Origin of the sequence: Virgibacillus indicus (assembly GCF_002266285.1) — a bacterium.
GTDB lineage: Bacteria > Bacillota > Bacilli > Bacillales > Amphibacillaceae > Virgibacillus_K > Virgibacillus_K indicus.
Genome location: NZ_NPMS01000009.1, coordinates 1 through 24,610 on the forward strand (window position 1 = coordinate 1; position 24,610 = coordinate 24,610).

The following is a 24,610-nucleotide window of genomic DNA, read 5'->3' on the forward strand; positions in this document are numbered from 1 at the left end:
TTCATATTTTTGATTCAGCAGCATCAGCTTCACCTCTTACTTCCAGTATAGAACAAACGTTTGTGTTCGTCAAGCGTTTTGCTGCCGCAAATCGAAATTCATCTCCCCCTTACCACTGGGTTACACCCTTCACGTGCTTGAAGAGGAAGACTTCTTTCCAAAAGCTGTTAAACAGATCGATCATGGAATCATTGCCCTCTTGAATTTTATTGATTGCATCACTGTACTTTTTATAATCCTGTTCATTTGCTTTCACAGTTATCACCCATTAGTAGGATAACCAAAAATTTCTAATTCATTTCTTTTTGTTGCTGACACCTATTTCTCAACTATCAATCACCTTCTTTTTTACAACAGCCATCCGTTCCAGTTAATTCTAATAGGAAGGCTGAATCTCATTTCCAGTAAAGAATCCTTTCTTTATAGCCTAAGCGTTTCCCCTTTCCACCCAACTTTCCCTCGTTAATATCATATTGATTGAGTCGATCCACTCGCCTTCAAATTCTAAGTCCTTTTCATCAATACTATCTATAACGAAACCAACTTTTTCATAAACATGTCTGGCCCTTGGGTTGAAATCAAAAACACTTAAAGTCAGTTGGTGAATCATGGTGCTTTTAAATACAAAGTCTATGATCAGCCGGGTTGCTTCCGAGCCCAGTCCGCGATCCCTTCCCCTTGGTCCAATCAGTATCCTGAAATTCATGCTGTTATTTTTTTCATCGTATAAATTGATCACTGCTTCCCCTACTAAAATATCCTGGAACCTGTCCACAATAGCTAGATCCAGACGATCAGGTTGTTCATTTCTTGTCTTGTACCATTGGATTACCAAATCCCTGTCGAATTCCGAATCACTTCCAGTCAGTTTTATTACCTCAGGATCTGTCAAGCACTCTTCAATGGATGGAAAATCTTCAACTTTAAATGGCCTCAAGACAACTTTCTGTCCCTCTAATCGGGGTTTATTGCTTAAATCTGGCATCTCCGCTCACACTCCCGTATTTTTCCCCCGCCCAAAATTACCACTTTCATTTATTCTATTGCCTATTCAGAAAAACTTAGCAGCTTAAATTTCCCATCTTCTTCCATAGTTCATGAACAAGTAATACTTCGGCAAAGAATGATATTTTCCTGCATCTCACACAAAAAAAGAAGCTGCCTGCATGACAACGCCATATTCTTGTATTTTCTGGCCCGCACACATTTATTCCGGGATTTCTTCACTGCGGTATTCTAAAATATCCCCAGGCTGGCAATCCAAAGCTTTGCAAATCGCCTCTAATGTTGAGAATCGAACCGCTTTTGCCTTTCCATTTTTTAATATAGAGAGATTAGCCATCGTTATTCCGACCCTCTCCGAAAGTTCTGTTACGCTCATTTTCCTTTTCGCCAGCATTACATCAATATTGATTATAATCGCCATCTTACTCACCTCAGACCGTTAAATCATTTTCTGATTTTATATCGATTGCTTCTTGTAATAGTTTTTGAAGAACAGCAGCAAAGACTGCGATAACCACTGAAGCACCAGCAATGACCATTCCAATCAGGATTAGGCCCGGTGCGTCGTCCCACTCCGCTACGAGATAGACAAATGGCAGGGCAATCACATACAAGCCACTGATTGTGATTGCGCAGTTTCTTATAGTTCTAAGCGCACTTACAGAAATTAATGAGAAAGCCTGATTCTTATCAATATAACTTAAAAGCCTTAATGCCTGGTACAATGCATAGTAAAACGGGATTGTCGATACATACATTACAATTAAAATACCAATTACCACATAAGCCAGCTCGGAACCCCTGCCCACTTGCTCAATCGCCTCATTCGCTATCTGAGGCAGCAAAAATATGCACAAAGCAAGAATCGGAATTCCAATTAGAATAACCGCTATCTTTAAAAAAAGTGTTGTTCCACGTTTCATTAAAAGCACCTCACTTCCTTATTTTCATTTTGATTATAATACATTATTTATTGAATATCAATAAATTATTATCGAAATTAGTGTTATTGTTATTGTTTAATTTAATTTTATACATATTCAAAAACAGGACTTAACTTGAAATAATAGGGTGCCAATAAAGCTGACAATTTGAATAATCGTGAGAGAAAGTAGAATACTAAAAACAGCTTGAGACACTAATATTTTAAAAAAAGAATTGATTCAACAAACCGTGATGAGCGGTCTCGGCTTTGCTGTATTGCCTTATATAACGGTGAAAGAGGAAGTGGAAAGCGGCAAGCTGAAAATCCTCAATCACTCTGAAAAATTCGATCCAATTTATTCCCATATGCTGATAAAGAAGAAAAAATGGCTATCACCAGCTGTCGAGGCATTTGCGGAAATTGTATTAGATTCGGTTACTGAATCTGAAAGGAGTGTCCTGATTGAATAAAATAATGGTGATTTATGGAAGTTCCAGAAGAAATGGCAATACAGATTTTTTAGCGGATAAGATGACCGAGGGAATTGAAGTGACAAAAGTCTATCTGCAGGATTTGAATATCCAGCCGATTGCTGACCAGCGACACGATCCGAATGGATTTGACGAAGTAAATGATGATTATGAATCGCTGTTAGATCAATTTCTGGATCATGACATATACATTTTTGCAACACCGCTGTATTGGTTTGGCATGTCTGCTCAAATGAAGGCATTTTTTGACAGATGGTCGCAGTATAAGGATGAAAAGAATTGGAATTTCAAGGAAAGAATCCGTGGCAAAAAGCTTATTTCATAACTGCCGCTAACGATGAGCCGCTGGAAGAAGTAACGGCTCCGCTTATAAAGCAATTTGAATAGATATGTGCTTACATTGGGCTGGAATACGTTCGATCCCTAGTTGGCAAGGGAAGCAGGCCGGATGATGTAAAAAAAGACAGGCAAGCATTGAAGACGGCTGATGCTATACGAGATGAAATTCAATTTCTAAAAAATAATCTTTAATAATACAGCAAAATTTCAAGTTCAATCATTAAAAAATGACCAACAATTCTAGATGCAAATTGTTGGTCATTATCTAAGATTTAACATACACAATTGAATAAAATCTTCTGTTTTATTTAATGAATTAAGGTCCTTTTACTGAAGCAGCCAATTCTTCCAATTCCTCTCTTAACGGAATGACCTCTTCCTCAACTAAAATCTCTAATTCTTTTTCCCGCCCATTTTCAAGATACAATTGTCCTTGATGCAGACTGTTAAATAAGAATTCTGCAGTCATTAATAGTTGACTGTATTGGTTTTCTGTTCTCTCATCTTCTGGAACTAATGTATGCCGTAAAATATTAACTCTTCCATTCACTTTATCATATAACGATTTAGCAGAATGGCTATATTCCGGTCCTGACACACCACTCGCATATAGATTGATTAGTTCAGACGAATAATCAAGAATGCCCCCTGTCAGTGTGTTCACCTCACGTAAGAATGAATCTTTATCCGTTTTCGCATTTTTTTGTGGCTGCTCTTCTGATTCTCCAGTTCCGGTATCTTTCTTGATTTTCACTTCAGGAACGGCAAACGCTTTAAATTCAAAGGAATGTTCCGTATATATTTCACATACGCCAGCTTCACAGGAAGTGACCAGAACTTCGTTGCTGATGATTCGGTCCAAATCTACCCTGTTTTCGAGACCTTTTGCTATATTATTTAGTGTTGCTTCTTCTATATTTTCTTGATCGTTTTCTTCATAATATTGCTGCCATTCTTCTGCATCCTTTTTCGATAAGAATATCTCTGTAGTTATGTCATCCAAATAATAATAGTGCCCTTCGATTACCTCTGATTCTTCATTTTCCTGATTGGAATTCTCCAAATCTTCTTTAGATAATGTTCCGCTGACAATTGGAAGCAGGCGATACTCCCAGTTTGTTCTGCACTCATGTAATTTGTAATAGCCTTCCGCAGTATCTTTTGATATATTCGCACACTGCTGAGGTGCATTATTAAAAACGTCCTGCACTTCATCTTCCGCTGTATGATAGTAGCTTAAGTCTGGACTAACCCTGACCCAGCCTACACCCGCGTTCTCATCATATCTTGATTTTAAATCGTAAATAATAGCACCATGTTCTTCATACTTAACAACTCTGATTTGGCTTTCATTATTGTCACCAGCAGTTTTCACAAATTCATCAAGTCTTTCTTTATTACGCATTTTATTATTCTTAAAAATTACATCTTCTTCATTCGGTATATACGTTTCCTCTTGAATTTTTTCACCTTCTGAATCACCTGATCTATCTTTTGCTTGTTCCTGTCCGGAATATGTATTTTTTGGCGAATCAGTTCCTGAAGTATTGCAGCCATACAGCAATGATGTTAGCAAAACTAAACTTGACAAATAAAGCATCGTCTTCAAAAACTTCATTTTTCCTCCTCCCCGCTTATATATTTGCTCCTGCGTCAATTGAACCCCCATTTCTCCTGTGATGAAAAATTAATAATTAACTTTGGAATATTATTCCGCATCACTTGTATATTTTTCTGGCAGCAACTCCATCACATTACATTTTACCAGCCCATCATCATAGGAAATGATGACATCCGTACCTTTTCCATAATCACTGATCAGCTCTCGGCACATACCACACGGCGCAACAACCCAGCATTTCTCGATATCTTCATGTGGATGTGGATGAGCCACTGCCACAATTGTTTCAAATTCATGGTCTCCCTCAGAGATAGATTTGCCGATAGCCATTGCCTCCCCGCACACCGTAATTCTTCCTACATTCGCCTCTACATGCACTGCTGAATAAACATTGCCTGATGCTGTTCTGACTGCAGAACCAATGTGATGTCTTCCATACCTATAATTCTTTTCAATAACTTTTTCTGCTTCTTTAATCAGTTCGTAGTCTCTAATTTCTAAAGGTCTTACGTTTAACATGATTTCTCCTCCCTCTGTTCTCAAATAAATCTTTCCAATTATTAGCTGTAATGATTATCCTAAACCCAGACCACTAATAAAAAGATTAAAATTATAAATAAAGCTGATCCAAAACATAAGACTGCTGCCAGTTTTGACTGTTTGAGAATACGCCCATCGCCAATATGTAAATTTTCGATAAAAGTAAGCGTAAAATAAAAGCAAAAAATAAGGAGTACCATTGTAACAATTCCTGCCCAAATAACTATTTTCATTTGCAATATTGCCCTCCAAAAATCTAGGTTAAATCATTAATCTATTTCATTTAAATATATTCGATACTTTGGATGAAACACCCACGACTAAAGTCCTTGATTCTAATAACGTCTTCCAAGAATTCACAGCTTTTTTTCAAGCATAATTCTTGGCTCACCCTTGCTGTCGGTGAATGTACCAATTACATCAAACCCATTCTTTATATTTAAAACCAGCATGCTTCGCCATTTATTTTTGGTCTGGGTCTGAACCGTTCTGTATCCGCAATCCTTCGCATGCTTATGCTGATTCCCCATTAACGCAAATGCAATACCCCGGCTGCGATATCCGTCATGCACGCCACCTAGCCAGCTGTAGAACTGCTCCCGATTCAGGGCATATCCAATCTTATATCCGACCACCGCTGTATCATCCAGCGCAATATCGATTCGCAGCTTCGGTTTCCCCTTCATTCTGCCTTTGAGATCATCCGATTCTCCGAAGACATGAAAATGAAGCTTGATTATTTCATCCAGCACCTCAGGGCTGGGCATTTCATCAAAACTGGAATAAGTTATATCCATTTTCCAAATCCTTTCATTGTTGTAATTAAAAATACTGCATCCTTATTACTCCGCCGTTTGCCCATCCTCTTTTCCCTTATGTTCTTGACCATCCAAAACAAACCAAGACAAAATAACAAACCACTAGTGATCCAATACAACGCAGACATGCTGAAGAAGTCGCTTATCATATAGCCAAAGGATGGTCCAATTGCTGCACCAACGTCTACAACTATCGTGTAAGTGGTCATCAAAACCACTTTTCCCGATTTAGTGGAAACATCCGCAGCAAGTGAATCTGTTAAAGTCACAGTCATTGTCCAGGTTAGCTGGAGAAATAGCACAACAACAATCCAAAAGAGTGGACTGAGATCCAGGGGAAGTATGGCAAACCATCCCGCTCCCAGGAAGAGTGCTGTGATCAGGAATGGTGTTCTTCCTAATTTTCCATCTGAAAGTCTCCCGAATCGTGGTGCAATAAACGGTTCCCAGCCCCAGCGTATCGACTGGATGACACCTGCAAGCGTGGCAGCACCGATTGTCATTCCGAATAAAGTGAGAGAAGGATAATTTACCTCTGTTATTCTGCTTAACGTCGACATAAAGATGCCAAAAAACACCATGGCCATGATTAATCCGGTAATCATGACTGGGATTACATTTTTTCCTTTCCAAACTTGTTTCATAGATTCCCGGCCGGATTCTTCCTCATCATCACTGCTGACATTTGCGGGAACGAAGAAGAAAACAAAAGGTATACTAATGAGAGCCAACGTTGCAAAAATAACTGTCACAGCTTCTATCCCGATACTATCGGTCAGAAGTCCGCCTGCAAGCATTCCTGCAAGTCCTCCAAGTGCCCATAATCCGTTATATTTTCCAATGAGAAATCCACGATTCGACTGATCCGCAACATCCAGTACCGTGAGAAAGCCACCAAGACGCAGGAATGCCCATGCAACGCCCCATAAGCAGCGTGCAATAAACAATAGCCAAAACCCTTGGACGAATCCGTAAGCAAATGTTGAAATCACAGTTAAACTGACAGCTATCATTACGCCCATCCTTTTGCTAATGCGGTAATATAGCCAGCCGACCAATGGACTGAGCGGCAATCTTACAAAACGATTAACTGACAGCAGCACACCAACCTGCCAAAGGGACGTTAGCCCGAATTCGTGCCAGTAAACTGGAAGAACGATGTACAGCATCGTATCCCCAAGCAAACAAACTGCGGTAATCAAAGCTATGATAATGACCGGCTTTTCTGTTTCCTTCCTCATTATGAATCATCCACTCCACAAGGTTTACCGCCCAATTAATTCCTTTATCCAATTTATTCCTTCATTTACAAATTCCTCTGTTGGATTTGCATGTGGGGTATGTTCGAAAACAAAAAACACACCCGAGTTAGCTGCCAACTCGCTAATTATATCACTGACACTATAATGTAAATTGTCTGATTCATGGGACGGATGAACAGGTATCCATATGTATTTATTATTATGAAACTCCACATTATGCAAATGTACTACTTTTATATATTTTTTCCACTTTTCAATATAATCCAATACGTTATTTCGAGTTCCTATCAAGTAATCTCCTATATCAATACATAGGTTTATTCCATACTTATCCCAAATCTCAATTGGAAAATTATTTAATGCTTTTATTCCAAAAGGAGACAGATTTAGTCCCAGTTTAGGTTCACAAACAATTGAAATAGAATATTTTTCTTGTAATAAATGTAATTTTCTTAGCCCATTTTCAATGATTTCTATCGTATCTGCTTCTACTTCTTCTTTAAAGTAAGGGAAGTGCACTAAAACATACTCGGCCCCAATTCGAGCCATATATTCTACCTCTGATTCGAACTGTCTCCATGCTTGTTCTGGTGTATATTGCACTTTTTCCAGTAAATCATATTTACTTTGATTTCTATACAATGGGGAATGCAAACCAAACGATCTTTTACTTTCATTTAAAAGCTCTAAGAAATTATTGAAAGATTCCCTGCTGGAAAACTCGCCGATCTCAATATGTTCCACATCCTTATTAAATAATAAGGGAAATTTATCAGGATCAGTCATAATTGTACTTCCGGAAAGACCAATATAATGAACCATAGAAATACTCTTTCCTCCTTTTATAATTTCTTTTCTCATTATTTCAACAAAAAAAGGCAATTTCCTTCTTGAAAAGTGGCCCACAATTGCTACAAACATAAAAGTGCTACTTTTCACTTCAATAGTAAAACCAATCAATTACTGCTTACATTCCGCAAACCATATAAGCGCCCGCTTTTCCATCTCCTTAACAAACGCACTTTTTGCTGGACTGTATTCACTTGTACGATCGAAACGCTGCGCGAGCTTTTCTTTAAATCGACTGTATTTCTTAGCCTCTTCTTGATGGGAACGCAGATAATCCCGGAATATCAGGTGCCTCTCAATTTGTGGGTTATCCATTTGATAAAAATGAATATGATGTGTCCTGTTTTCTCCACCTTTTCGAAATAATCTTCTGCCTGCAATACCCCATTCCCCCGCAGCGTCATATCCGAGAGATTCCATTTTATGATTGAATTGGTCAATCTTCTCTATATCTCTAACGATGCACATCATATCGATTACAGGTTTTGCCTTCATCCCCTGAACTGCCGTACTTCCAAAATGTTCGAACCTAACGATCTTATCACCGAATATAGTCTTTAGAAATTGAGTTTCATTTAGAAACATACTAGTCCATTCTTCACTGAATACTGAAAGGCGTACTTTCATTTCAAAGCCTCCATAAGCATTTTTAACCTATTTTTCTTATCTTCTCCCATCCATAAATACCTGAAATTTCTAGATCTGCTTTCTATATTTTCCCTATAATCTTTGATCAGCTTGAGGCAAATGCCACACGGTACTACAATCAATTCAAAGTCTTATTTTCCAGGGATCTAGTATTTAGCATGATTTCCTCCAAATAATTCCATTTTAGCCTTTTTAACTTTGTCATCCCACAGCATTCAACTAAAAAATGTAAAAATCAAGCTAATCCGCTATCATGGTAGATTTCTTCTGCAACATCTAATTTAATACTGTTATTTTCGCTTGGATATCCGGGTTCTGCATTTATAATGAATAATGTGTCCTCATCCATCCATTCCATAGCAAAATTACTTTTCGCATCACTGTAATAGATCGTCTTCTTTTGACCAGTCTCATTATTGTACGTTATCTCAACCCATAAATTAACTCCACCTGCTGCTCCACCATAGGTTTGGTAGTAGGCATTTGCTATATAAGTTTCTGTTGGCGAAATTAAAGGTCCTTTATAAAATTCGCTATCATCCATATCGAATGTGAAAAAGTATTTATTATATCCAGCCTTTAAACAAACTGCAATGGTTCCCGCTAGAACCGCAATTAATAATTTTTTAGGAAAAGGCTTCTTTTTAATAAAGAAAATAAATAGTCTGACACAAAAAAATAAAAATAAAAGGACAGTGGTGAATAGAATTAGCAAAGCAAATAAATTTAAATAAGCAATGACTGCCCCCTCCAATAACTTTATTAAATTCCAATATTCTGAAATAATTATACAGAAAAGCAGTACTTTTATCCATCGTCCTCTGTTATACAAAGCATATCATAAACTGGAATTGTCATTAGTACTTATAAATTATCCACTCCATTTTCACCTGAATTATATGCTAATTCCAATTATAATGCTTTGGTATATCTACTGCAGAATTTATATTTCTATAAGATTGCTATAACATGATATAATTATTATAACAATTTAGTAAAAAGGGGTGGTATGTTGTTCGCATGATAAACTTTTTTATCTTTTCCATAATAACTGTAATTCTACTACTGGGAATAAGCCTATTCTTCAGCAAAAAGAAATCTCCACTGCGATATATTATTCCATTAACTGTGACTCTCATAAGCATCCTGTTCATTACCATTTCCTTTTTTGTTGGTGACTGGACTGGCATGGGTATGGGGCTTTATGGGTTTGCGGTTTTCATCGGATCTGCCTTAGCTTTAATTCTTACAGCATTTGTAACTAGCGCTGGAGACTTAAAAAATAGAATATACAACTCAAAAAGGGGAAAATAATAATTCCCCTTTTTTTGTTAACTGATTTCTTCGCCTGCACAGGCTCTCCCTCCCTTTAATATACTGCAATAAGTATGAAGGGAGGATGTTAATGGAGAAGTATGGAATTCATGTACTCATGGGAATAGTCATTATTGCCCTGCTGATTCCATTCTTATTTTATATATTTTCAAACGGAGAAGAACCTGCCCCATCTGATCCACCACCTGAGGAAGAGAATGAGAATGGAAACGGTTCCGAGAACGGAAATGGATCTGAAAACGGGAATGAAAATGGATCTGATTCTGAACTTCACTGGGGTGTTGACTCTGCCAGTTACACAGATGAAAGTTTATATCAGTGTGTAATTGATAATTTTGGTCAACCAGAAGTGTGGGGACGTTATTTAGGCGATAGAGAAGATATTTCTGCAGGATTGGATGCTGATGAAGTAAACTATCTGCATGAAAATGATATACAAATTCTAGTAATATATAATCATGTCAATGACGCTAGAGGGTATAATCATGGGGTTGACCATGCCAATCAGGCAATTGCCTATGCTGAGGATCTTGATATTCCAGAAGGTGTCGCTATTTTCGGTGATATTGAACCAAGTTATCCAGTAGATTCAGCATTTATGGAGGGCTGGTATGACGCCTTGACGGAATCAGTTTATGAACCCGGTATCTATGGTGTTTTCGATGCAGACAGTGACTTAATGGAAGCTTACAACGCTATGGAACCGGAAATCCAGGAAAATACAATTGTATGGACAGCCTACCCTCAAATAGAAATAACCACTAAAGAAAACGCCCCTGAATTCAACCCGCAAGGACCAGAAAATGCGCTTGTTTACGGCTGGCAATATGCAATTGACGCCAACACCTGTAATATTGATACAAATCTATTCAGCGGAGAAATGATGGATTATTTATGGTAAAGCCAATTCAATAATTTACTAATGAAGGGAAGCAATTGATTTTGTTTCCCTTTATTGTATACCTGAGTATACTTATGAAATATTCCATTTCATGGTAAGGTCTTTTTAACCATGAAAGGGGTTTATAGACATGAAAAAAATTGCATCCATTTTAGGTATTGGGTTTTTCCTCAGTATACTTATTACAGGGTGCGGGGAAATAACAATACCGAGTGAAGATGGATCAGAAACTAAAATTGATTTAAAAGGACTTGAAGATGGTAACCTGGATATTTCTGTGGAAGATAGTGAAGGTGAGACAGTAAGTATGGATGTTGAATCGGATGGGGAAAACACTACCCTTGTACAATCTGACGGTGAAACAGAGGTTGAGAGCAATATCGGCGAAAATGTTACATTGCCTGAAGACTTTCCATCTGAATTTCCTTTTCCTGAAGAAATCAAACTCACTGCTGTTCAAACCGTTACAGATGCTGAAACAAAGACCTATATGATTCATTATGAGTATGATCAAGACCTTGAAAGCATTTCAGCAATATACAAAGAATATGCGGAAAGCAAAGGATATACGATTTCATTGGAACAAAAAATGGAGAATAGCTATAACCTGAATGCTGGAGATGATGAAGGAAAAGGTTTTTCTGCCTACCTTGGATATTTAGAAGAAAATACTGCAATGATATCTGTCACGAGTCCTATGGAATAAGGTACGGTTGAGTCAATAAAGCGGGTAAATTTCAGTTCCCGTTTTATTGACTTTATTAATAATTCGACGATTGATTTAATACTTCAATGGATGCCAAACCACCTCCTATTCCACAAGCTTATTTTTCTGCAGGGATGGCGGACAAGCATAATTGTATTCTTTAATCTTTTTATTCGCCTGTTTTATTATCTTGCACTTTTCTTTGCCATCAAGTGTGGTGATTTCTTCTTTTAGTTGATCGATCTCATTGGCAAGCTCAACCCATCTTGGCAATATATGATTATCCTTCAACGTTTTATAGAGTTGTTTTTCTGGAGGATTGAAATAATCCCTTCCCAGGTTAAGCGGCTTTCCTTTTCCAGGAAGATTATCGAAGTGTCCATTTTTTTCTGCTTTTTTTATAATTGCAGACATATGGTCTGTATACTGTAGCCTTTCTTCTATCTCGAATTCTTCTTTACCATTCTCATTTTCTCGCTCTGTTCTCTGTTTCGGAGTTTTTTCCATCTATGTTATCCCCTTAAATTTATTGACTTGGATAATCTATTCTATTTTAAGTCCACAATTCCTGCTCAGTCTATGAAAAAATTAAACTTCACTAATATTGAAATTTCACCTTAACAGCTGCATTGATATTTATTTGTCCAGGTTGAATAGGTGTAGAGGAACTTTCTGCTGCTGCAAATGTTTTATACGCAACAGGAGGTTCGTTTATTTGTTCAATGATTTTAACAGGTGTTGGATTGAGGTTCAGCTGCATGCTATTTGCAATCGTTTGAGCTTTAGCCAGAGCATCCTCCAAGGCCTTACTTAAAGCCTGCTGATAATATTTTTGGGAGTCTTCTATAGAAAAATGAATGTTTGATACCCGGTTAACACCATTGCTGACAGCGGTATCAATAACATTTCCAGCTTGGTCAATATTTGTCACCTTAACTGTGATCGTATTCGTAACCTGATAGCCCCTGAATTCCTGCTCGCCATCAATATAATCATACATTGGAGTAATGTTGAATCCTGTTGTTTGTATATTTTCCGTGGGGATTCCTAAATTCTGGAGAGCTTGAAAAACCTGATTCATTGTATTGGCATTTTCCTGCTGAGCCTGGCTGAGCGATTCATTTTCGGTTTGAACCTCCAGCTGAATTCTGACTGTATCTGGTTCAACGAATACACTTCCATTTCCGGTAACTGTCATCATGTTCATTTCAACTTGCCTATATTGGGGCTGCTGAGGTAAAAAAGGATAATACATCTTCATTCCACCCTTCTTTGATTTCTATAGATAATATGCTGTTATTGGTGGAATGATTATGAAATTTTAGTTATGTGGAATGGAAAATCAAGCGGAGACTGTGTGCAGTTGCGAACTTCGGCAATTACAGCGTTTCCGACCACATCATACGCCGCGGCCTCACATCAATCCCAATACTCTGGATCCTGCATCCGTAATTCCTCCACCACATCATCCAAATCAGCTGGAGTAATCGTGAAAATCGGATAATCTCCTTCAGCATTTTTTGCTGCTTCATATAAAAAACGATTGCTGCCTGGAAATTCATCATCCATTAAGAGCATAAGTCCATCGCTCTTATCAACAAACCAGAGATTCTTTGCCTTAAATTGATAGGCTCCTTTATAATCTCCTTGATAAATAGGTTTATAAAAGTCGGCCACCATCGTCAGTTCCTGGTATTTTTCCTGAAGCTGCTCTGGCCAGCGGCTTTCCTGATTTTCAAACGGAGGGAAAATGCCAAGTTTAATATCATACATTTCCTGCAAATCAAGCACAACTTCAGCTGTCCAAAACTCTACACCCATTTGGCCAGAGATTAGAACCCATTCCAGTCCCTCTTCAATAAAACCAATCAGCCGTTTTTGAATTGCAGCTTTAATAAATTTTATTCTTTCGTCATCTTCTTTAAAAATTCCTAATTCCATTGATTTATATCCTGTTACTGCTAGAATTTTCATATGTACAGATCACCTCACTAAGAAATAGCTGGCAAACAATATGCCAGCCATTTACTCAAGTTAACACCATTTATTAGGTTTTTTCCAATGATTCGGTCCACAATGATTTGGTCCATGGTGTTGATTTCCTGGCCCCATACCCGGGTAATTAGCGCCAGCCACTTGATTTCCCGGTCCTGCTCCTGCAACATTTCCTGGTCCCATGCCTGGACTCATTGCGCCAGCCACCTGATTTCCCGGTCCTGCTGGTACATTAAATGATCCTCCATAATTATCCACACTGTTTGTTGTATTTTGAACAGATGTTGAATGTGGAAAAACATGATTATTCTTAACCGTATGATGGTTCATTACAGTGGTATGGGAAGGATGCACATGGTTGACTGTACTTTCAGAATACTGGTTTACACAATTATACTTGGTAGGATGAACAATCGTTTTACATGCATGACAGCCGCAGCCTGGTCTATGACGATGTCTCATAAATAATCCCCTTTCTTGTTATAGGTTCACTATTAACCTATGGCAAATGCCGGGAATATGTATAAGCCAAGTACCTACTTCTGGAAAATTTATTTAATAATGTGCCAGCAGCCCTTTATTCATCGCTACTCTTTCGCAATAGACGAATACCCCTAATCCAATAGAGAAATAGAATACTGCACTAAATCCTAGTATCATAAAATCTCCCAAAGTAAACTGACTTAAGGTAAGTCCATCAATCATAACCTCACGTACAAGATCTATTCCCTTTACAAACGGCAAATAGGCTATCACAGGAGAGAGCGATAATGGAACAAACGTCAGCCCCATCAAAATAAATTGCAAAATCTGCAGGAATGCCTGAACCTGTTTTAAAATGATAGATATACCGGCAATGATAAACCCAACTCCAAACATGCTGATCAATGTCAAAATGAGTATTGGCGTAATTGTTACCACATCAATATTCAGCCATTGGCCTGATGTAAGCATGGATACATAGAGCAGCACAACAACAATAATTAAATTGATGATCGTTGTAGAAATCAATCTTGCCGTCATAATCCGCCAAATTCCCATCGGCGACATCGAAAGCTGCTCCAATGTCCCCCGCATTCCTTCATTTATTACTTCATAGCCAATGCTATTGATGACGGTAATTGTTAAAAACCAGAAAATATAATTGACAATGACATATTGTATATTTGCATCCTGTGTACTTGGATCCCCAATAAAATGGATGGTTCCAAAAAGTCCAAGAAAAATAATATAAAATGTCAGCAGCATGGCAATTGTATTAGGTAAGTACCGTTTTAACTCAAGATACTCTTTTCTTGTATTTGCCTTAAGAAGATTGAGCCATCGCATTCTCTACTTCCCCCTTTACAATTTTCATGAAAATCTGTTCAAAATTAATCGTACTTCTGTCAATCGATTCAACTGGGGTACTTTCCAGTTTTAATACATCAAATAAATCATAAATTTCTTCACTTTTGGCCAGATCAATTTCAAGTGTGGATTGATAGGTATCTGGTGTATATTCCAAATGTGGGAACTTTTCTTTCAGTAAATGCAGCTGCTTGTCACTCAATAAATCACCAAGTGTAATTGTATATGCACGGACATCAAAGATACGCAGCAGATTTTCGACTTTATCATCTGTGACGATTTTTCCTTTATTGATGATTACGGTCCGTTCACATAAGTCCTGTACGACATCCATGTCGTGGGAACTGATGATAATTGTGCGATTATAATCTCGAACAATCCCCTTTAACAATTCTCGAACTTCATAGCCTGTTTCGACGTCCAGTCCAAGTGTCGGCTCATCGAGTAAAATCACATCACTTTCAGCAAGCATCGCAACTGCTATTGCCAGCTTTTGCTGCATTCCACGGGAAAGGCGATTGACCAGTTCTTTTTCCTTATCCTTCAGGCGGAATTTTTCCAAAAGGTCTTCAACACGTTTGGAAACTTCTTTGCGTGATAAACCACGGTTGCCGGCAAAGTACTCCAGATTTTCCCGTACTGTTAACCGCCAGTATAGGTTTCTATTTCCTTCGAGGACGGCACTGATATGACGCAATGCATGCAACCGTTTTTCCTGATTATTTATTCCTTTTACGGTAATCGTACCGGAATCAGGAGTTAGCAGCCCGCAAATCATTTTAATCGTCGTTGTTTTTCCAGCACCATTTGGTCCAAGAAGTCCGAGAATTTCACCTTGATTCACTGTAAAAGAGATATCACTTACAGCATGCACGAATTCTTTGGATTTCCTTTTTTTATAGGACTTCTTCAGATTACTAACCTCAATAATCGCAGTCATTTTTCTCATCCTTACTGTAAAAATATTTTGAAATTATTATCTAGAACTAATTCTATCCTCTTACATGATAATCCTCTACAATCTCCAGCATGAAAAAATCTCAGTCCAGGGTCTGAGATTTATTATTTAAATCCGCTGCAAATGTGTATCCTTGAAATCATTAGGATATTTTAATCCATATCCGACAATTCGATCCATACCTATATGTGCAGTCCAAATTAAACCAACTGCTAAAAAGATGTTGCTTGATAGAATAACTCCTAACGCAATCATAGCAATGGAAGCAGTATATGTATGAAAAACATTATAAATAATTGCACCAATTCGCTTATTATAAGCATATCCCAGCATTGCCAGATCAGGAGCAAACAATAATATAAAAAATAAAATCCAGCTAAAATCATTAACAGCATAAAAATAAATGCTAATTAAGAAGACAGCAAGGCCCTCAACATGCATCATTAATTTAGGCAAAAAACTCTCCTCCAATTATTATATTTTTAATTAAGTAAGCAGTAACCTTCACTGCCTACGAGCTATCTACCAATATAATACGACCAAATTTCATGAAATGTTTCAAAGTAATGAAAAAAGCTGCACAGTCTTCTTTTCAGAAGCAGTACAACTTTTTAGTCTAATTTTTATTATTCTGTTCCTTCAGCAAATCTCTAATTTCTGTAAGAAGCTGTTCCTGTGCGTCAGGTTCTTCTACTACTTCTTCCTCTTCTTCTTCCTTTTTACGTTTGAATTTCATAAGCAATCGAATAAATAAGAAGATGGAAAAAGCGATAATCAAAAAATCAAAAATTGATTGAATAAAATTACCATATAATAGCTCTGCAGAACCGACTTTGATCTTTAATCCCGTAAAATCAATTCCACCCGCAATCATTCCAACCAGTGGGGTAATAATATTATCGACCAATGATGTAACAATCGCACTGAAAGCTGCACCAATTACAACAGCAACAGCCAGATCCATTACGTTTCCCTTAAAAGCAAATTCCTTAAAATCATTCCACATCTGTTACAACTCCTTCCTATTCAATTATATTATCAAAAGATTATTTCTGTGGGAAATTGTAGTATGAGAGAAGTTGTAGAATTCCGGTTTACTGCTTTTAAGAGACTGTTTATAAAAGAGGCTAATCGGAAAATAGTGTGAAAAAAACCAGCCCTCTAGATTTCTTCATAGATCCATTCATAGCCTGTTTGTTCCCAATTTGGAAATTGATCTGATAACATTTTCCCAAAAGTAATTTCTACCCTTTTAATGCTTGATTAACAATGTTTACAAGTTCGCTGCTATACGTATTCAAGTCAACTTTTTTTGTTATATCAGTATTAAACATATACTCTCCAATTGCTCCTTGCATCATATTGGCCATGACTTCTATGTTAAACATCCCAAACTCCCCTTTTGCTTGTCCATCATGCAAAATTAACCGAAGCTCATTCATGATCGGGTCTTCATCTTCATCGTTACCTAACTTATAATACGGAATATTATCGGGTGTTCTGGCATTAAAGATAATTTCTATCAGAGCTGTATTACGTGCAGGGTGAGTACCTTGATAAGCCAGACTTGCCATAATAAAGGCCTTTATCTTCCCTTGATTCGTACTTTCCCGATGGACCCTCTCCAAAATATATGTTGTTGAGCTTTCTAGCAGATTTGTCAGCAGATGATTCATCAAATCACTTTTATCTGCAAAATGGTAAGAAATCAGTGCTGTGCTAATCCCTGCCTTTTTTGCGATTTGTGCAAGGCTTGCTTTTTGGTAACCAATTTCATCAAGTGTTTTGATCGCCGCCTTTATAATTTGTTCACGTCTTGCTTCAGCGATAAATGACTGTTTACCTGTCTTTTTTTGATCTTCTTTCATTTATCTTCACCTCTAACTATTCTTACATACTGACGTTTATCTTCATCACGAATAACAATTCCATTATCAACCAAATCTTTTCGAAGAGTCTTAGCTTCTTCTTTTTCTTCATTCTTTAAAGCTCGTTCCCTTGTTGACAGCAAGGCATTGACATGCGGAGAAAAGTCCGGATGGTCAGCTACCCAGCGCTGATATTGATTCTCAAAAGGGTCTTTTTCTTTCCACGGATACCTATGTTGTCTAAAAGCCTCCGATATTAATTCCTTTTTCGATTCAGGCTGTCCTCGGAACAGTTCATTTCCTTCGGTGCCTAAGAAGACAAGATCTTTTCCCTCCATGTAAATAGCTGAGGTTTCTGTTTTATAAATATTATTTACTTTCTCTTTGAAATTCAGCTTCACTTCTTCATCTGTAATTGTTATTCTAAGAGTTTCGCTAAAGGCATAAAATACAAAGAATATTCCAGCAATCACACCTAAAATGACTCCTATAACCGAAATCCATTGGCTTTCCAAGGCAGCAATCCATTCAAACACTCCTTCAAAAGGAATAAAAGGTATCTTTATTGCCCATCCGGCAATAGTAGGCATAAACCAACCGAATAATGCTCCAAGAATCGGTGGCACAATGATAAGTATAGCTTTTTCACCAGTTGATAAACCCAGGACTGTTTCGTAATTCATTACTCTTCTCCTCCATTTCAAATTAAATGATTCAACCTATTATCAAAAAAACGAAATATATTTTGACTGATTAATTATTTTATTGATTGATTGATCAATCAAATATTAGCATAAGAGAAATTTGCAGTCAATACAACAATTATTATTGTTTTGTTCTGTAGAAAGCTTCTTCTGGATTTTTTTACTGTCGTCAACTGCGAGTTTAAAAAAGGGCATCCCATGTTTCAGGATACCCAGCAACGAATTAAAGACCATGATGCGGATTGTTTTTTTGACGTGAATGATTTGCAGTTTTAACTTTCTTTGAGCCACTTAAGGGTTCCCCGTAAGGCTGCGCTGGACTTTGTGGCAATTTCGGACGTTCCTGCTGCTTCGGCCCTTTTGGTTTTCCTGCCATTTTAATTTCCCCCTTTCGTTTTGCATTTAGTTTTCGACAAAGCTGTTGTTTTATTCATAAACCCTTATTTATCAAGGTTTATATGGTATACTTGTAATAGGAAGTATTACTGAAAAATTAAATATTTTCCTATAAAATCATTTAGGAGAGATCAGCATCATTGTTTAAAGATAATCGCTTTAAGGGATTATCCCCCAATGATTTAAAGAAGGATTTAATTGCTGGAATCACAGTGGGGATTGTTGCAATGCCATTAGGGATGGCATTTGCAATCGCATCAGGTGTAAAACCGGAATATGGGCTTTATACAACTATTATTGCAGGTTTATTAGTAGCATTGCTAGGGGGATCGAGATTTCAAATTGCCGGTCCAACTGGGGCGTTCATACCGATACTGCTAGCAATCGTATTGCAATATGGCTACGAGAACCTTCTGATTGCAGGGTTTTTAGCAGGGATAATGCTCATAATCATGGGCATTTTTAAATTGGGTAATTTAATAAAGTACATCCCTCGCTCTGTCACAATCGGATTTACAGCTGGAATTGCAGTCATTATATTCAGTGGTCAAATAGGTGACTTTTTAGGTCTTGAAGGGCTTGAGAAAAAAGAATATTTTCATGAAAATATGATCCAGCTTATACAAAATATCGGAACTATTAATTGGTTTAGTGCATTGACTGCAGGTATTGGATTATTGATTATTATTTTAATTCCAAAGTTGTTTCCAAGGGTGCCAATACTATTAGTTGCTCTTGTTATACCAACAATCATAGCATTCTTATTCTATCCAGATAAAGTAGCGACAATTGGCACTGCATTTGGTGGTATTGCTCAATCGCTGCCAGACTTTCAAATACCAGAGCTAACCTGGGAGAAAATAATAATGCTCTTGCAGCCGGCCTTTGTTATTGCCATGCTTGGGGGTATCGAGTCATTACTATCAGCAGTTGTTGCCGATGGGATGACTGGAAAGCGCCACAATTCAAATCGTGAGCTTGTAGGCCAGGGAATTGCCAACGTTGTAACCCCATTATTTGGGGGAATTCCTGCAACAGGCGCGATTGCGAGAACTGCTACAAATATCAAGAGTGGGGCCATCAGTCCATTTTCAGGAATTTTTCAGGGATTTTTTGTATTACTGACTTTGCTGCTGTTTGCCCCATATGCTTCACATATTCCTCTCGCGAGTATGGCACCAATCTTAATGATTGTCGCTTTTAATATGAGTGAGTATAAATCTTTTCTTCATATGCTAAAACTTAAGTCCAGTGACTCTCTTGTCTTAATGACGACATTTTTATTAACTGTTTTCGTGAACTTAACCGTTGCTGTTCAAATTGGGTTATTACTCGCAATGGTCTCATTTATTAAACGGATGAGTGAGGTTCTGGAGGTCGAAAAGGTTATACCGGCTATGTCAAAAGAAAAAAGTGAGTTATCTGAATCAGAGGATTTCGGTGTTAAGTGTCCACAGCTTGCCTTTTTTACAGTAGAAGGTCCTTTATTTTTTGGAGCTGCAGATAAATTTGAGTCCATGATTACCCGTTCCATTAACAAACGCCCTTCTGTTCTTGTTCTGAAAATGAAACATGTTTCACTTATTGATGCAACCGGTGGAGCCAATTTAAGATCCCTCCTGAGAGACTTTAAAAAAATGGGTGGAATAACCTTAATCGCAGAGCTTAATGATGAAGTTAGCCGTATGTTTAAAACCAGCGGATTATATGATGAAATAGGCACAGAGAACTTTTTCAACAGCGCAGCAGATGCAGTCGACTACGGTTTACAACTAATTAATGTTGGAAAATGTCCAACATGCTCTCGAAGTGGTCAAATTAACTGTCAGGTCTTTAAAGAAAGCAAAGTAATCCAAAAATCGGGTTAAATTTTAAATAAAGGTATATATTTTCTTTTTTATGTGATATACTAGTATTAATTATTGATGTTCGTTAGCAATACAAGATATAAAAGTTAATTCTTTAATGATTATCGTCTTGAATTATTCAGAACAAAAATAGTAATAAATGTGCTAGAAAGCACTTGGAGGAATTTCACATGAACAAAGGTTCAGTAAAATGGTTTAACGCAGACAAAGGCTTCGGTTTTATCGAGGTTGAAGGTGGAGACGATGTATTCGTACATTTCTCAGCAATTCAAGGCGAAGGTTTCAAATCATTAGACGAAGGTCAAGTAGTTACTTTTGATATCGAAGAAGGTAACCGCGGACCACAAGCTGCTAACGTTGTTAAAGCGTAAGCAGACAATATCAAAGGACTTCTCACAATAGTGAGAGGTCCTTTTTTTGGTTAAGAAATTTTAATAATAAAAGAACCCCTAACGTTGAAGCTTCTACAGCATCAAAATTCAGGGCTCAGATTTTTCAAGAAAGTATTATTTAATAAATTCCTCTGTTAAAACTGGTACAATTTGTTTCTTGCGTGAAACGACACCTTTGAGAAGTGCTCTGTTATTATCCAGGGTAACACCAAATGCCGGTTCTACTTTATCTTTTCCGCTGCCTTGTGCAAGTACGTCCGAATCATTATTTAAAATATCGGTTACAACGAACAAGAAAAGATCAAGCTCTTTATCCTTGATAATTTGTGCGATTTCAGTCGTAATATCATCCTGGAATGCATAGATTTTGCTTGTATCTACAGCATTTACCTGGGCGATTTCCACTTTCGCTTCCCCCATTGAGAATTCTTTTGCATCCATTGTTAAAAGTTCAGTAACCGTCTTATCACTTAAATCTGCACCGGCCTGAAGCATTTCAAGTCCGTATGTTTCAAGATTTACACCGGCAATTTCTGCAAGTTCATATGCCGCATCCACATCTTCTTTGGTACATGTCGGTGATTTTAATAATAATGAATCCGATACAATTGCTGATACTAATAGGCCAGCGATTTCTTTGGTAACAGGAACCCCATTTTCCTTATACATTTTGTTTAAAATCGTTGCCGTGCAGCCAACAGGTTCAGCACGGAAATAGAGTGGCTCTTTTGTTTCAAAATTAGAAATACGATGATGATCAATTACTTCTGCTATACGAACATCTTTAATATTATCAGCACTTTGCTGGAATTCGTTATGGTCAACCAGAATAACATCCGTAACATCTGACTCCACTTTTTCGATGAACTGTGGAGCTTCCACGCCAAAATAGTTCAGCGCAAATTGCGTTTCTTTACTAACTTCTCCAAGTCTTGCAGGCTCTGCATTGACACCCAGTTTATTTTTCAAATCGGCATATGCCAGTGCGGAACAAATGGTATCTGTGTCAGGACTTTTATGTCCAAAAATTAATGTTTTGCTCATATTCATTCTCCTTCTAGTATGTTTTCCACTTACAAGATTATCATAATTTACTGCTTCATGAGTAGCAAATCACTTTGTTTTTACAGCCAATTTCAGTTTTCCACCAGGAAAGAATTCAGCTGCTTAAAATCATACCCTCTCATTATACCATTCGGTAACCTTCTTTTTAATATCTGAATTCTGTACCTCTTGTGCATGGAATCCGTTAACATCCACTACCTTTATAAATGCACCTTCATCCTTTTGCAGCTTTACTACACAATACCCTTCAAGCTGGGAAGGTAAAAGCTCAATGATTGCCGCATCGGAATATAGTTTATAAACTTTTTCGATGTCATCTTCAGAGAGTTTCCACACAGTTGGCAATTCAACTTCTTCATTTATGATCTCCGTTTTATGATTGGATTTTTCTTTACCATTAAAGAGTTTAAGTCCTGCGATTTTACCATTTGCATTTTGCAATAATTTAATTACTTCGGAAATCCCAATTAAAACCATCCCATCGACAGTTGACTGAACAGCCAATTGAAGGAAAAATCTCCATTCAAATCTGGTCTCCTGATTGCCAAAACTATCTTGATAGTACATCTGATTTGCATTGATAAAACCCTGAATAAATCCAATTATGATAACTGCAATCCCTAAGTAAAATAAAATTTTCCCTATGACGTTCTGCTTCATTTTCTCTCTTCCCCCTCCCATTATTACTTCTTTATTGTATCGGCAAAATCCTTTTAAAAGTTATTTAATTTTACAATTCCCTTCATTCTTCTTATGATTAATATGAGAAATAAAAACTGGAGGGATTTCGATGTCAAAACAATTTAATGTAACGAGAGGTGCTTTTCTGGCATTTGTAAAGGAACTTGATGAGAAAACGGCAGATATTCAAGCAGCTTATTTTAATAATACAATCAGATGGCATATTGGGCATGTGCTGGCAGCCTATGAAGGATTGCTTTTTGGTTATCCGGATCATTCTTCCAATATACCGGCAGATTATAATTCGCTGTTTGCAACAGGAACCAAACCAGCAGACTGGAACACAGAGCCTCCAAAGCTAGCTGATCTGACCAAACATCTAGAGGAACAGCAAAACCGGATAAATGATTTAACCGATGACTTCCTGGCAAAAGAGCTGCCATTTGAATTGCCATTTGGTAATTTCAAAACCTATGATGATATTTTTGAGTTTTTGCTTCAGCATGAAAATGAGCATCTGGGCAAAATGAAAGCAATGAAACAAGTAGTGAGTGAAAGTTAAATGGTAAAGAAATATATTATTATTGGTTCAGGAATATTAGGCGCCTCCACTGCCTATTATCTTTCAAAAGCTGGAGCAGATGTAACTGTGCTGGACCGGAAAGATAAAGGCCAGGCGACAGATGCTGCTGCAGGAATCGTTTGTCCCTGGCTGTCTCAGCGGCGCAACAAAGCCTGGTACACACTAGCAAAAGGCGGAGCACGTGTGTATCCGCAGCTGATTGAAGAGCTTTCTAAGGATGGCGAATCTGATACCGGGTATGCACAGGTTGGGGCCATTAGTCTGCATACAGATGAAGACAAGCTCATCGCTATGCGTGACCGCGCACTGAAACGTCGGGAGGATGCTCCTGAGATTGGTGAGATCACCCTGTTAAATCCGGAGCAGACTAAGGCTTTATTTCCACTTTTAAAAGATGGCTATGGGTCAGTTCATGTCAGTGGTGCTGCAAGAGTGGATGGCAGAAAGCTTCGGGAGGCACTAATACGGGGAGCAAAAAAACATGGTGCGACCTTTATCTCCTGGGATGCCAGTATTGTTCATGACGGAAATCAGGTTATTGGTGTCAAGGCCAATGGAACAACAATTAAAGCAAATACTGTGATTGCTGCAACTGGTGCCTGGATGAATGAACTATTTGAACCGCTTGAAATTAACTTTAATATTACCCCACAACGTGCACAGATCATGCATATCAATGTTGGGGATTTGGATACATCGGCTCTGCCTGTCGTAATGCCACCAAGCAATCAATATTTACTCGGCTTTGATGACAAACGAATCGTCGCAGGATCGACACATGAAGACGAAGCAGGTTTTGATTACCATACTACGATTGGTGGCCAGCATGAAATTCTATCAAAAGCTTTGGAGTTTGCTCCTGGCTTAGCCTCCGGCACACATTTGGAGACAAGAGTCGGCTTCCGTCCGGTTGCACCAGGATTTTTGCCTGTGATTGGGCAGCTTCCTGGTTTTAATAACCTATTGCTGGCAAATGGACTTGGAGCCTCTGGAATAACAATGGGACCGTATATAGGTAAGCAATTGGCTAATATCGCACTGGGCAATGAAATTGATATTGATTTAGCTGACTATGACGTTGCTGGTGCGATTAAATGAGTGTGTGAAGTTGAGAGATGAATGGCATCGTGTGACTTTAAAAGGATTCTCCGACCAAAAGTAGTGCGATAACCAATAAAAGTCGCGCAGCTCCGACCGAAAGTTGCGCGATACAGGCGAAAAGTTGTGCAATATCACAATAATGTAGTGATATCGCGCGAGTTTCCATTACTATTGCACAACTTTAAGAGGTAATCGCGCGAGTTTCTTCG

At 37.8% G+C, this 24,610-nt stretch carries 33 protein-coding genes and 1 pseudogene; 9 read left to right on the plus strand and 25 right to left on the minus strand.

Translation table 11 applies throughout. The features are described 5' to 3' along the window. Positions 1-109: 109 nt before the first annotated feature. The 4 genes from CIL03_RS19885 to CIL03_RS15605 form a co-directional block, all read right to left on the minus strand. Positions 110-256 carry a hypothetical protein gene (locus CIL03_RS19885; RefSeq protein ID WP_165767979.1) on the minus strand — a complete coding sequence of 49 codons (147 nt, stop codon included), beginning with the start codon at positions 254-256 and terminating at the stop codon, positions 110-112. A 171-nt stretch (positions 257-427) separates the two neighbouring features. Then, complete coding sequence (locus tag CIL03_RS15595; RefSeq protein WP_094886817.1) at positions 428-985, minus strand: GNAT family N-acetyltransferase; 558 nt, start codon at positions 983-985, stop codon at positions 428-430. A 222-nt stretch (positions 986-1,207) separates the two neighbouring features. After that, positions 1,208-1,426: a helix-turn-helix domain-containing protein gene (locus CIL03_RS15600; protein ID WP_094886818.1), complete on the minus strand. Its 219-nt coding sequence runs from the start codon at positions 1,424-1,426 to the stop codon at positions 1,208-1,210. 10 nt (positions 1,427-1,436) lie between these two features. Continuing rightward, on the minus strand, positions 1,437-1,928 hold the full coding sequence (locus CIL03_RS15605; protein ID WP_094886819.1) for a DUF2975 domain-containing protein: 492 nt from the start codon (positions 1,926-1,928) through the stop codon (positions 1,437-1,439). 232 nt (positions 1,929-2,160) lie between these two features. On the opposite strand from CIL03_RS15605, the pseudogene CIL03_RS15610 reads away from it, so the two are divergent. Then, positions 2,161-2,400, plus strand: a pseudogene (locus CIL03_RS15610) (LysR substrate-binding domain-containing protein); the annotation flags it as partial. Next, positions 2,393-2,746 (plus strand): flavodoxin family protein, encoded by a 354-nt coding sequence (locus CIL03_RS15615; RefSeq protein ID WP_094886821.1) that lies wholly within the window; start codon positions 2,393-2,395, stop codon positions 2,744-2,746. The pseudogene CIL03_RS15610 and the gene CIL03_RS15615, both read left to right, overlap by 8 nt. A gap of 330 nt (positions 2,747-3,076) precedes the next feature. Here CIL03_RS15615 and CIL03_RS15620 read toward each other — a convergent pair whose 3' ends face one another. The 8 genes from CIL03_RS15620 to CIL03_RS15655 form a co-directional block, all read right to left on the minus strand. After that, positions 3,077-4,378, minus strand: coding sequence for a DUF4362 domain-containing protein (locus tag CIL03_RS15620; RefSeq protein WP_094886822.1), 1,302 nt, complete (start codon positions 4,376-4,378; stop codon positions 3,077-3,079). A 90-nt stretch (positions 4,379-4,468) separates the two neighbouring features. Next, positions 4,469-4,900: a cytidine deaminase gene (locus CIL03_RS15625; protein WP_094886823.1), complete on the minus strand. Its 432-nt coding sequence runs from the start codon at positions 4,898-4,900 to the stop codon at positions 4,469-4,471. 59 nt (positions 4,901-4,959) lie between these two features. Beyond that, positions 4,960-5,160 (minus strand): hypothetical protein, encoded by a 201-nt coding sequence (locus tag CIL03_RS15630; RefSeq protein ID WP_094886824.1) that lies wholly within the window; start codon positions 5,158-5,160, stop codon positions 4,960-4,962. Between the two features lie 117 nt (positions 5,161-5,277). Then, positions 5,278-5,718 carry a GNAT family N-acetyltransferase gene (locus CIL03_RS15635; RefSeq protein ID WP_094886825.1) on the minus strand — a complete coding sequence of 147 codons (441 nt, stop codon included), beginning with the start codon at positions 5,716-5,718 and terminating at the stop codon, positions 5,278-5,280. Next, positions 5,709-6,980, minus strand: a complete 1,272-nt coding sequence (locus tag CIL03_RS15640; protein WP_094886826.1) for an MFS transporter — start codon at positions 6,978-6,980, stop codon at positions 5,709-5,711. Before CIL03_RS15640 ends, CIL03_RS15635 begins: the two co-directional genes overlap by 10 nt. 24 nt (positions 6,981-7,004) lie before the next feature. Further along, positions 7,005-7,823: a TIM barrel protein gene (locus CIL03_RS15645; RefSeq protein ID WP_094886955.1), complete on the minus strand. Its 819-nt coding sequence runs from the start codon at positions 7,821-7,823 to the stop codon at positions 7,005-7,007. A gap of 138 nt (positions 7,824-7,961) precedes the next feature. Continuing rightward, complete coding sequence (locus CIL03_RS15650) at positions 7,962-8,477, minus strand: GrpB family protein (RefSeq protein WP_094886827.1); 516 nt, start codon at positions 8,475-8,477, stop codon at positions 7,962-7,964. A gap of 256 nt (positions 8,478-8,733) precedes the next feature. Beyond that, on the minus strand, positions 8,734-9,252 hold the full coding sequence (locus CIL03_RS15655) for a DUF5412 family protein (protein WP_240508096.1): 519 nt from the start codon (positions 9,250-9,252) through the stop codon (positions 8,734-8,736). Between the two features lie 266 nt (positions 9,253-9,518). Here CIL03_RS15655 and CIL03_RS15660 point away from each other — a divergent pair, with 266 nt between their 5' ends. From CIL03_RS15660 to CIL03_RS15670, 3 genes are all read left to right on the plus strand, one after another. Then, positions 9,519-9,812, plus strand: coding sequence for a YesK family protein (locus tag CIL03_RS15660; RefSeq protein WP_094886828.1), 294 nt, complete (start codon positions 9,519-9,521; stop codon positions 9,810-9,812). Positions 9,813-9,903: 91 nt separating this feature from the next. Beyond that, entirely contained in the window at positions 9,904-10,734 is an 831-nt protein-coding gene (locus CIL03_RS15665) for a glycoside hydrolase domain-containing protein (RefSeq protein ID WP_094886829.1), read from the plus strand. Positions 10,735-10,864: 130 nt separating this feature from the next. Next, on the plus strand, positions 10,865-11,440 hold the full coding sequence (locus CIL03_RS15670) for a hypothetical protein (protein WP_094886830.1): 576 nt from the start codon (positions 10,865-10,867) through the stop codon (positions 11,438-11,440). Positions 11,441-11,545: 105 nt separating this feature from the next. On the opposite strand, the gene CIL03_RS15675 is transcribed toward CIL03_RS15670, so the two are convergent. From CIL03_RS15675 to CIL03_RS15725, 11 genes are all read right to left on the minus strand, one after another. Further along, the gene (locus CIL03_RS15675; RefSeq protein WP_094886831.1) at positions 11,546-11,947 is read right to left on the minus strand and encodes a DnaJ family domain-containing protein; all 402 of its coding nucleotides are present in this window, start codon (positions 11,945-11,947) and stop codon (positions 11,546-11,548) included. A 91-nt stretch (positions 11,948-12,038) separates the two neighbouring features. Beyond that, positions 12,039-12,695: an SIMPL domain-containing protein gene (locus tag CIL03_RS15680; protein WP_165767980.1), complete on the minus strand. Its 657-nt coding sequence runs from the start codon at positions 12,693-12,695 to the stop codon at positions 12,039-12,041. A 164-nt stretch (positions 12,696-12,859) separates the two neighbouring features. Continuing rightward, positions 12,860-13,414 carry an SLOG family protein gene (locus CIL03_RS15685; RefSeq protein WP_094886833.1) on the minus strand — a complete coding sequence of 185 codons (555 nt, stop codon included), beginning with the start codon at positions 13,412-13,414 and terminating at the stop codon, positions 12,860-12,862. A gap of 60 nt (positions 13,415-13,474) precedes the next feature. Further along, positions 13,475-13,897: a spore coat protein gene (locus CIL03_RS15690; protein WP_094886834.1), complete on the minus strand. Its 423-nt coding sequence runs from the start codon at positions 13,895-13,897 to the stop codon at positions 13,475-13,477. 93 nt (positions 13,898-13,990) lie between these two features. After that, the gene (locus CIL03_RS15695) at positions 13,991-14,764 is read right to left on the minus strand and encodes an ABC transporter permease (RefSeq protein WP_094886835.1); all 774 of its coding nucleotides are present in this window, start codon (positions 14,762-14,764) and stop codon (positions 13,991-13,993) included. Further along, complete coding sequence (locus tag CIL03_RS15700; RefSeq protein WP_094886836.1) at positions 14,742-15,725, minus strand: ABC transporter ATP-binding protein; 984 nt, start codon at positions 15,723-15,725, stop codon at positions 14,742-14,744. The genes CIL03_RS15695 and CIL03_RS15700 overlap by 23 nt, the downstream gene beginning before the upstream one ends. 126 nt (positions 15,726-15,851) lie before the next feature. Beyond that, positions 15,852-16,199, minus strand: a complete 348-nt coding sequence (locus CIL03_RS15705) for a DUF4260 domain-containing protein (protein ID WP_094886837.1) — start codon at positions 16,197-16,199, stop codon at positions 15,852-15,854. A gap of 160 nt (positions 16,200-16,359) precedes the next feature. Beyond that, a complete protein-coding gene (gene mscL, locus CIL03_RS15710; RefSeq protein WP_094886838.1) occupies positions 16,360-16,749 on the minus strand; it encodes a large conductance mechanosensitive channel protein MscL in 390 nt (129 codons plus the stop codon). Positions 16,750-16,987: 238 nt separating this feature from the next. Further along, positions 16,988-17,611, minus strand: coding sequence for a TetR/AcrR family transcriptional regulator (locus CIL03_RS15715; RefSeq protein ID WP_094886839.1), 624 nt, complete (start codon positions 17,609-17,611; stop codon positions 16,988-16,990). Continuing rightward, positions 17,608-18,294: a YqeB family protein gene (locus CIL03_RS15720; protein ID WP_094886840.1), complete on the minus strand. Its 687-nt coding sequence runs from the start codon at positions 18,292-18,294 to the stop codon at positions 17,608-17,610. The genes CIL03_RS15715 and CIL03_RS15720 overlap by 4 nt, the downstream gene beginning before the upstream one ends. A 244-nt stretch (positions 18,295-18,538) precedes the next feature. Beyond that, positions 18,539-18,691 (minus strand): small acid-soluble spore protein P, encoded by a 153-nt coding sequence (locus CIL03_RS15725; protein ID WP_094886841.1) that lies wholly within the window; start codon positions 18,689-18,691, stop codon positions 18,539-18,541. A gap of 160 nt (positions 18,692-18,851) precedes the next feature. Between CIL03_RS15725 and CIL03_RS15730 the strand changes: the two genes are divergently transcribed. Together CIL03_RS15730 and CIL03_RS15735 are read left to right on the plus strand one after the other, a co-directional pair. Beyond that, positions 18,852-20,579: a SulP family inorganic anion transporter gene (locus CIL03_RS15730; RefSeq protein WP_108721257.1), complete on the plus strand. Its 1,728-nt coding sequence runs from the start codon at positions 18,852-18,854 to the stop codon at positions 20,577-20,579. Between the two features lie 170 nt (positions 20,580-20,749). Further along, the gene (locus CIL03_RS15735) at positions 20,750-20,950 is read left to right on the plus strand and encodes a cold-shock protein (protein WP_094886842.1); all 201 of its coding nucleotides are present in this window, start codon (positions 20,750-20,752) and stop codon (positions 20,948-20,950) included. Positions 20,951-21,085: 135 nt separating this feature from the next. Here CIL03_RS15735 and CIL03_RS15740 read toward each other — a convergent pair whose 3' ends face one another. Continuing rightward, on the minus strand, positions 21,086-22,015 hold the full coding sequence (locus tag CIL03_RS15740) for a manganese-dependent inorganic pyrophosphatase (protein WP_094886843.1): 930 nt from the start codon (positions 22,013-22,015) through the stop codon (positions 21,086-21,088). Between the two features lie 129 nt (positions 22,016-22,144). Continuing rightward, the gene (locus tag CIL03_RS15745; RefSeq protein ID WP_094886844.1) at positions 22,145-22,696 is read right to left on the minus strand and encodes a hypothetical protein; all 552 of its coding nucleotides are present in this window, start codon (positions 22,694-22,696) and stop codon (positions 22,145-22,147) included. Between the two features lie 130 nt (positions 22,697-22,826). Between CIL03_RS15745 and CIL03_RS15750 the strand changes: the two genes are divergently transcribed. Then, on the plus strand, positions 22,827-23,279 hold the full coding sequence (locus tag CIL03_RS15750; protein ID WP_094886845.1) for a DinB family protein: 453 nt from the start codon (positions 22,827-22,829) through the stop codon (positions 23,277-23,279). Further along, positions 23,280-24,398: an NAD(P)/FAD-dependent oxidoreductase gene (locus tag CIL03_RS15755; RefSeq protein WP_094886846.1), complete on the plus strand. Its 1,119-nt coding sequence runs from the start codon at positions 23,280-23,282 to the stop codon at positions 24,396-24,398. The last annotated feature ends 212 nt before the right edge of the window (positions 24,399-24,610 follow it).

Coding starts and splice junctions, on each gene's coding strand:
- CIL03_RS15595 (WP_094886817.1), bottom strand. CDS start 985: ATGCCAGATTTAAGCAATAAACCCCGATTAGAGGGACAGAAAGTTGTC.
- CIL03_RS15600 (WP_094886818.1), bottom strand. CDS start 1,426: ATGGCGATTATAATCAATATTGATGTAATGCTGGCGAAAAGGAAAATG.
- CIL03_RS15605 (WP_094886819.1), bottom strand. CDS start 1,928: ATGAAACGTGGAACAACACTTTTTTTAAAGATAGCGGTTATTCTAATT.
- CIL03_RS15620 (WP_094886822.1), bottom strand. CDS start 4,378: ATGAAGTTTTTGAAGACGATGCTTTATTTGTCAAGTTTAGTTTTGCTA.
- CIL03_RS15625 (WP_094886823.1), bottom strand. CDS start 4,900: ATGTTAAACGTAAGACCTTTAGAAATTAGAGACTACGAACTGATTAAA.
- CIL03_RS15635 (WP_094886825.1), bottom strand. CDS start 5,718: ATGGATATAACTTATTCCAGTTTTGATGAAATGCCCAGCCCTGAGGTG.
- CIL03_RS15640 (WP_094886826.1), bottom strand. CDS start 6,980: ATGAGGAAGGAAACAGAAAAGCCGGTCATTATCATAGCTTTGATTACC.
- CIL03_RS15645 (WP_094886955.1), bottom strand. CDS start 7,823: ATGGTTCATTATATTGGTCTTTCCGGAAGTACAATTATGACTGATCCT.
- CIL03_RS15650 (WP_094886827.1), bottom strand. CDS start 8,477: ATGAAAGTACGCCTTTCAGTATTCAGTGAAGAATGGACTAGTATGTTT.
- CIL03_RS15660 (WP_094886828.1), top strand. CDS start 9,519: ATGATAAACTTTTTTATCTTTTCCATAATAACTGTAATTCTACTACTG.
- CIL03_RS15665 (WP_094886829.1), top strand. CDS start 9,904: ATGGAGAAGTATGGAATTCATGTACTCATGGGAATAGTCATTATTGCC.
- CIL03_RS15670 (WP_094886830.1), top strand. CDS start 10,865: ATGAAAAAAATTGCATCCATTTTAGGTATTGGGTTTTTCCTCAGTATA.
- CIL03_RS15675 (WP_094886831.1), bottom strand. CDS start 11,947: ATGGAAAAAACTCCGAAACAGAGAACAGAGCGAGAAAATGAGAATGGT.
- CIL03_RS15680 (WP_165767980.1), bottom strand. CDS start 12,695: ATGTATTATCCTTTTTTACCTCAGCAGCCCCAATATAGGCAAGTTGAA.
- CIL03_RS15685 (WP_094886833.1), bottom strand. CDS start 13,414: ATGAAAATTCTAGCAGTAACAGGATATAAATCAATGGAATTAGGAATT.
- CIL03_RS15690 (WP_094886834.1), bottom strand. CDS start 13,897: ATGAGACATCGTCATAGACCAGGCTGCGGCTGTCATGCATGTAAAACG.
- CIL03_RS15695 (WP_094886835.1), bottom strand. CDS start 14,764: ATGCGATGGCTCAATCTTCTTAAGGCAAATACAAGAAAAGAGTATCTT.
- CIL03_RS15700 (WP_094886836.1), bottom strand. CDS start 15,725: ATGACTGCGATTATTGAGGTTAGTAATCTGAAGAAGTCCTATAAAAAA.
- mscL (WP_094886838.1), bottom strand. CDS start 16,749: ATGTGGAATGATTTTAAGGAATTTGCTTTTAAGGGAAACGTAATGGAT.
- CIL03_RS15715 (WP_094886839.1), bottom strand. CDS start 17,611: ATGAAAGAAGATCAAAAAAAGACAGGTAAACAGTCATTTATCGCTGAA.
- CIL03_RS15720 (WP_094886840.1), bottom strand. CDS start 18,294: ATGAATTACGAAACAGTCCTGGGTTTATCAACTGGTGAAAAAGCTATA.
- CIL03_RS15725 (WP_094886841.1), bottom strand. CDS start 18,691: ATGGCAGGAAAACCAAAAGGGCCGAAGCAGCAGGAACGTCCGAAATTG.
- CIL03_RS15735 (WP_094886842.1), top strand. CDS start 20,750: ATGAACAAAGGTTCAGTAAAATGGTTTAACGCAGACAAAGGCTTCGGT.
- CIL03_RS15740 (WP_094886843.1), bottom strand. CDS start 22,015: ATGAGCAAAACATTAATTTTTGGACATAAAAGTCCTGACACAGATACC.
- CIL03_RS15745 (WP_094886844.1), bottom strand. CDS start 22,696: ATGAAGCAGAACGTCATAGGGAAAATTTTATTTTACTTAGGGATTGCA.
- CIL03_RS15750 (WP_094886845.1), top strand. CDS start 22,827: ATGTCAAAACAATTTAATGTAACGAGAGGTGCTTTTCTGGCATTTGTA.
- CIL03_RS15755 (WP_094886846.1), top strand. CDS start 23,280: ATGGTAAAGAAATATATTATTATTGGTTCAGGAATATTAGGCGCCTCC.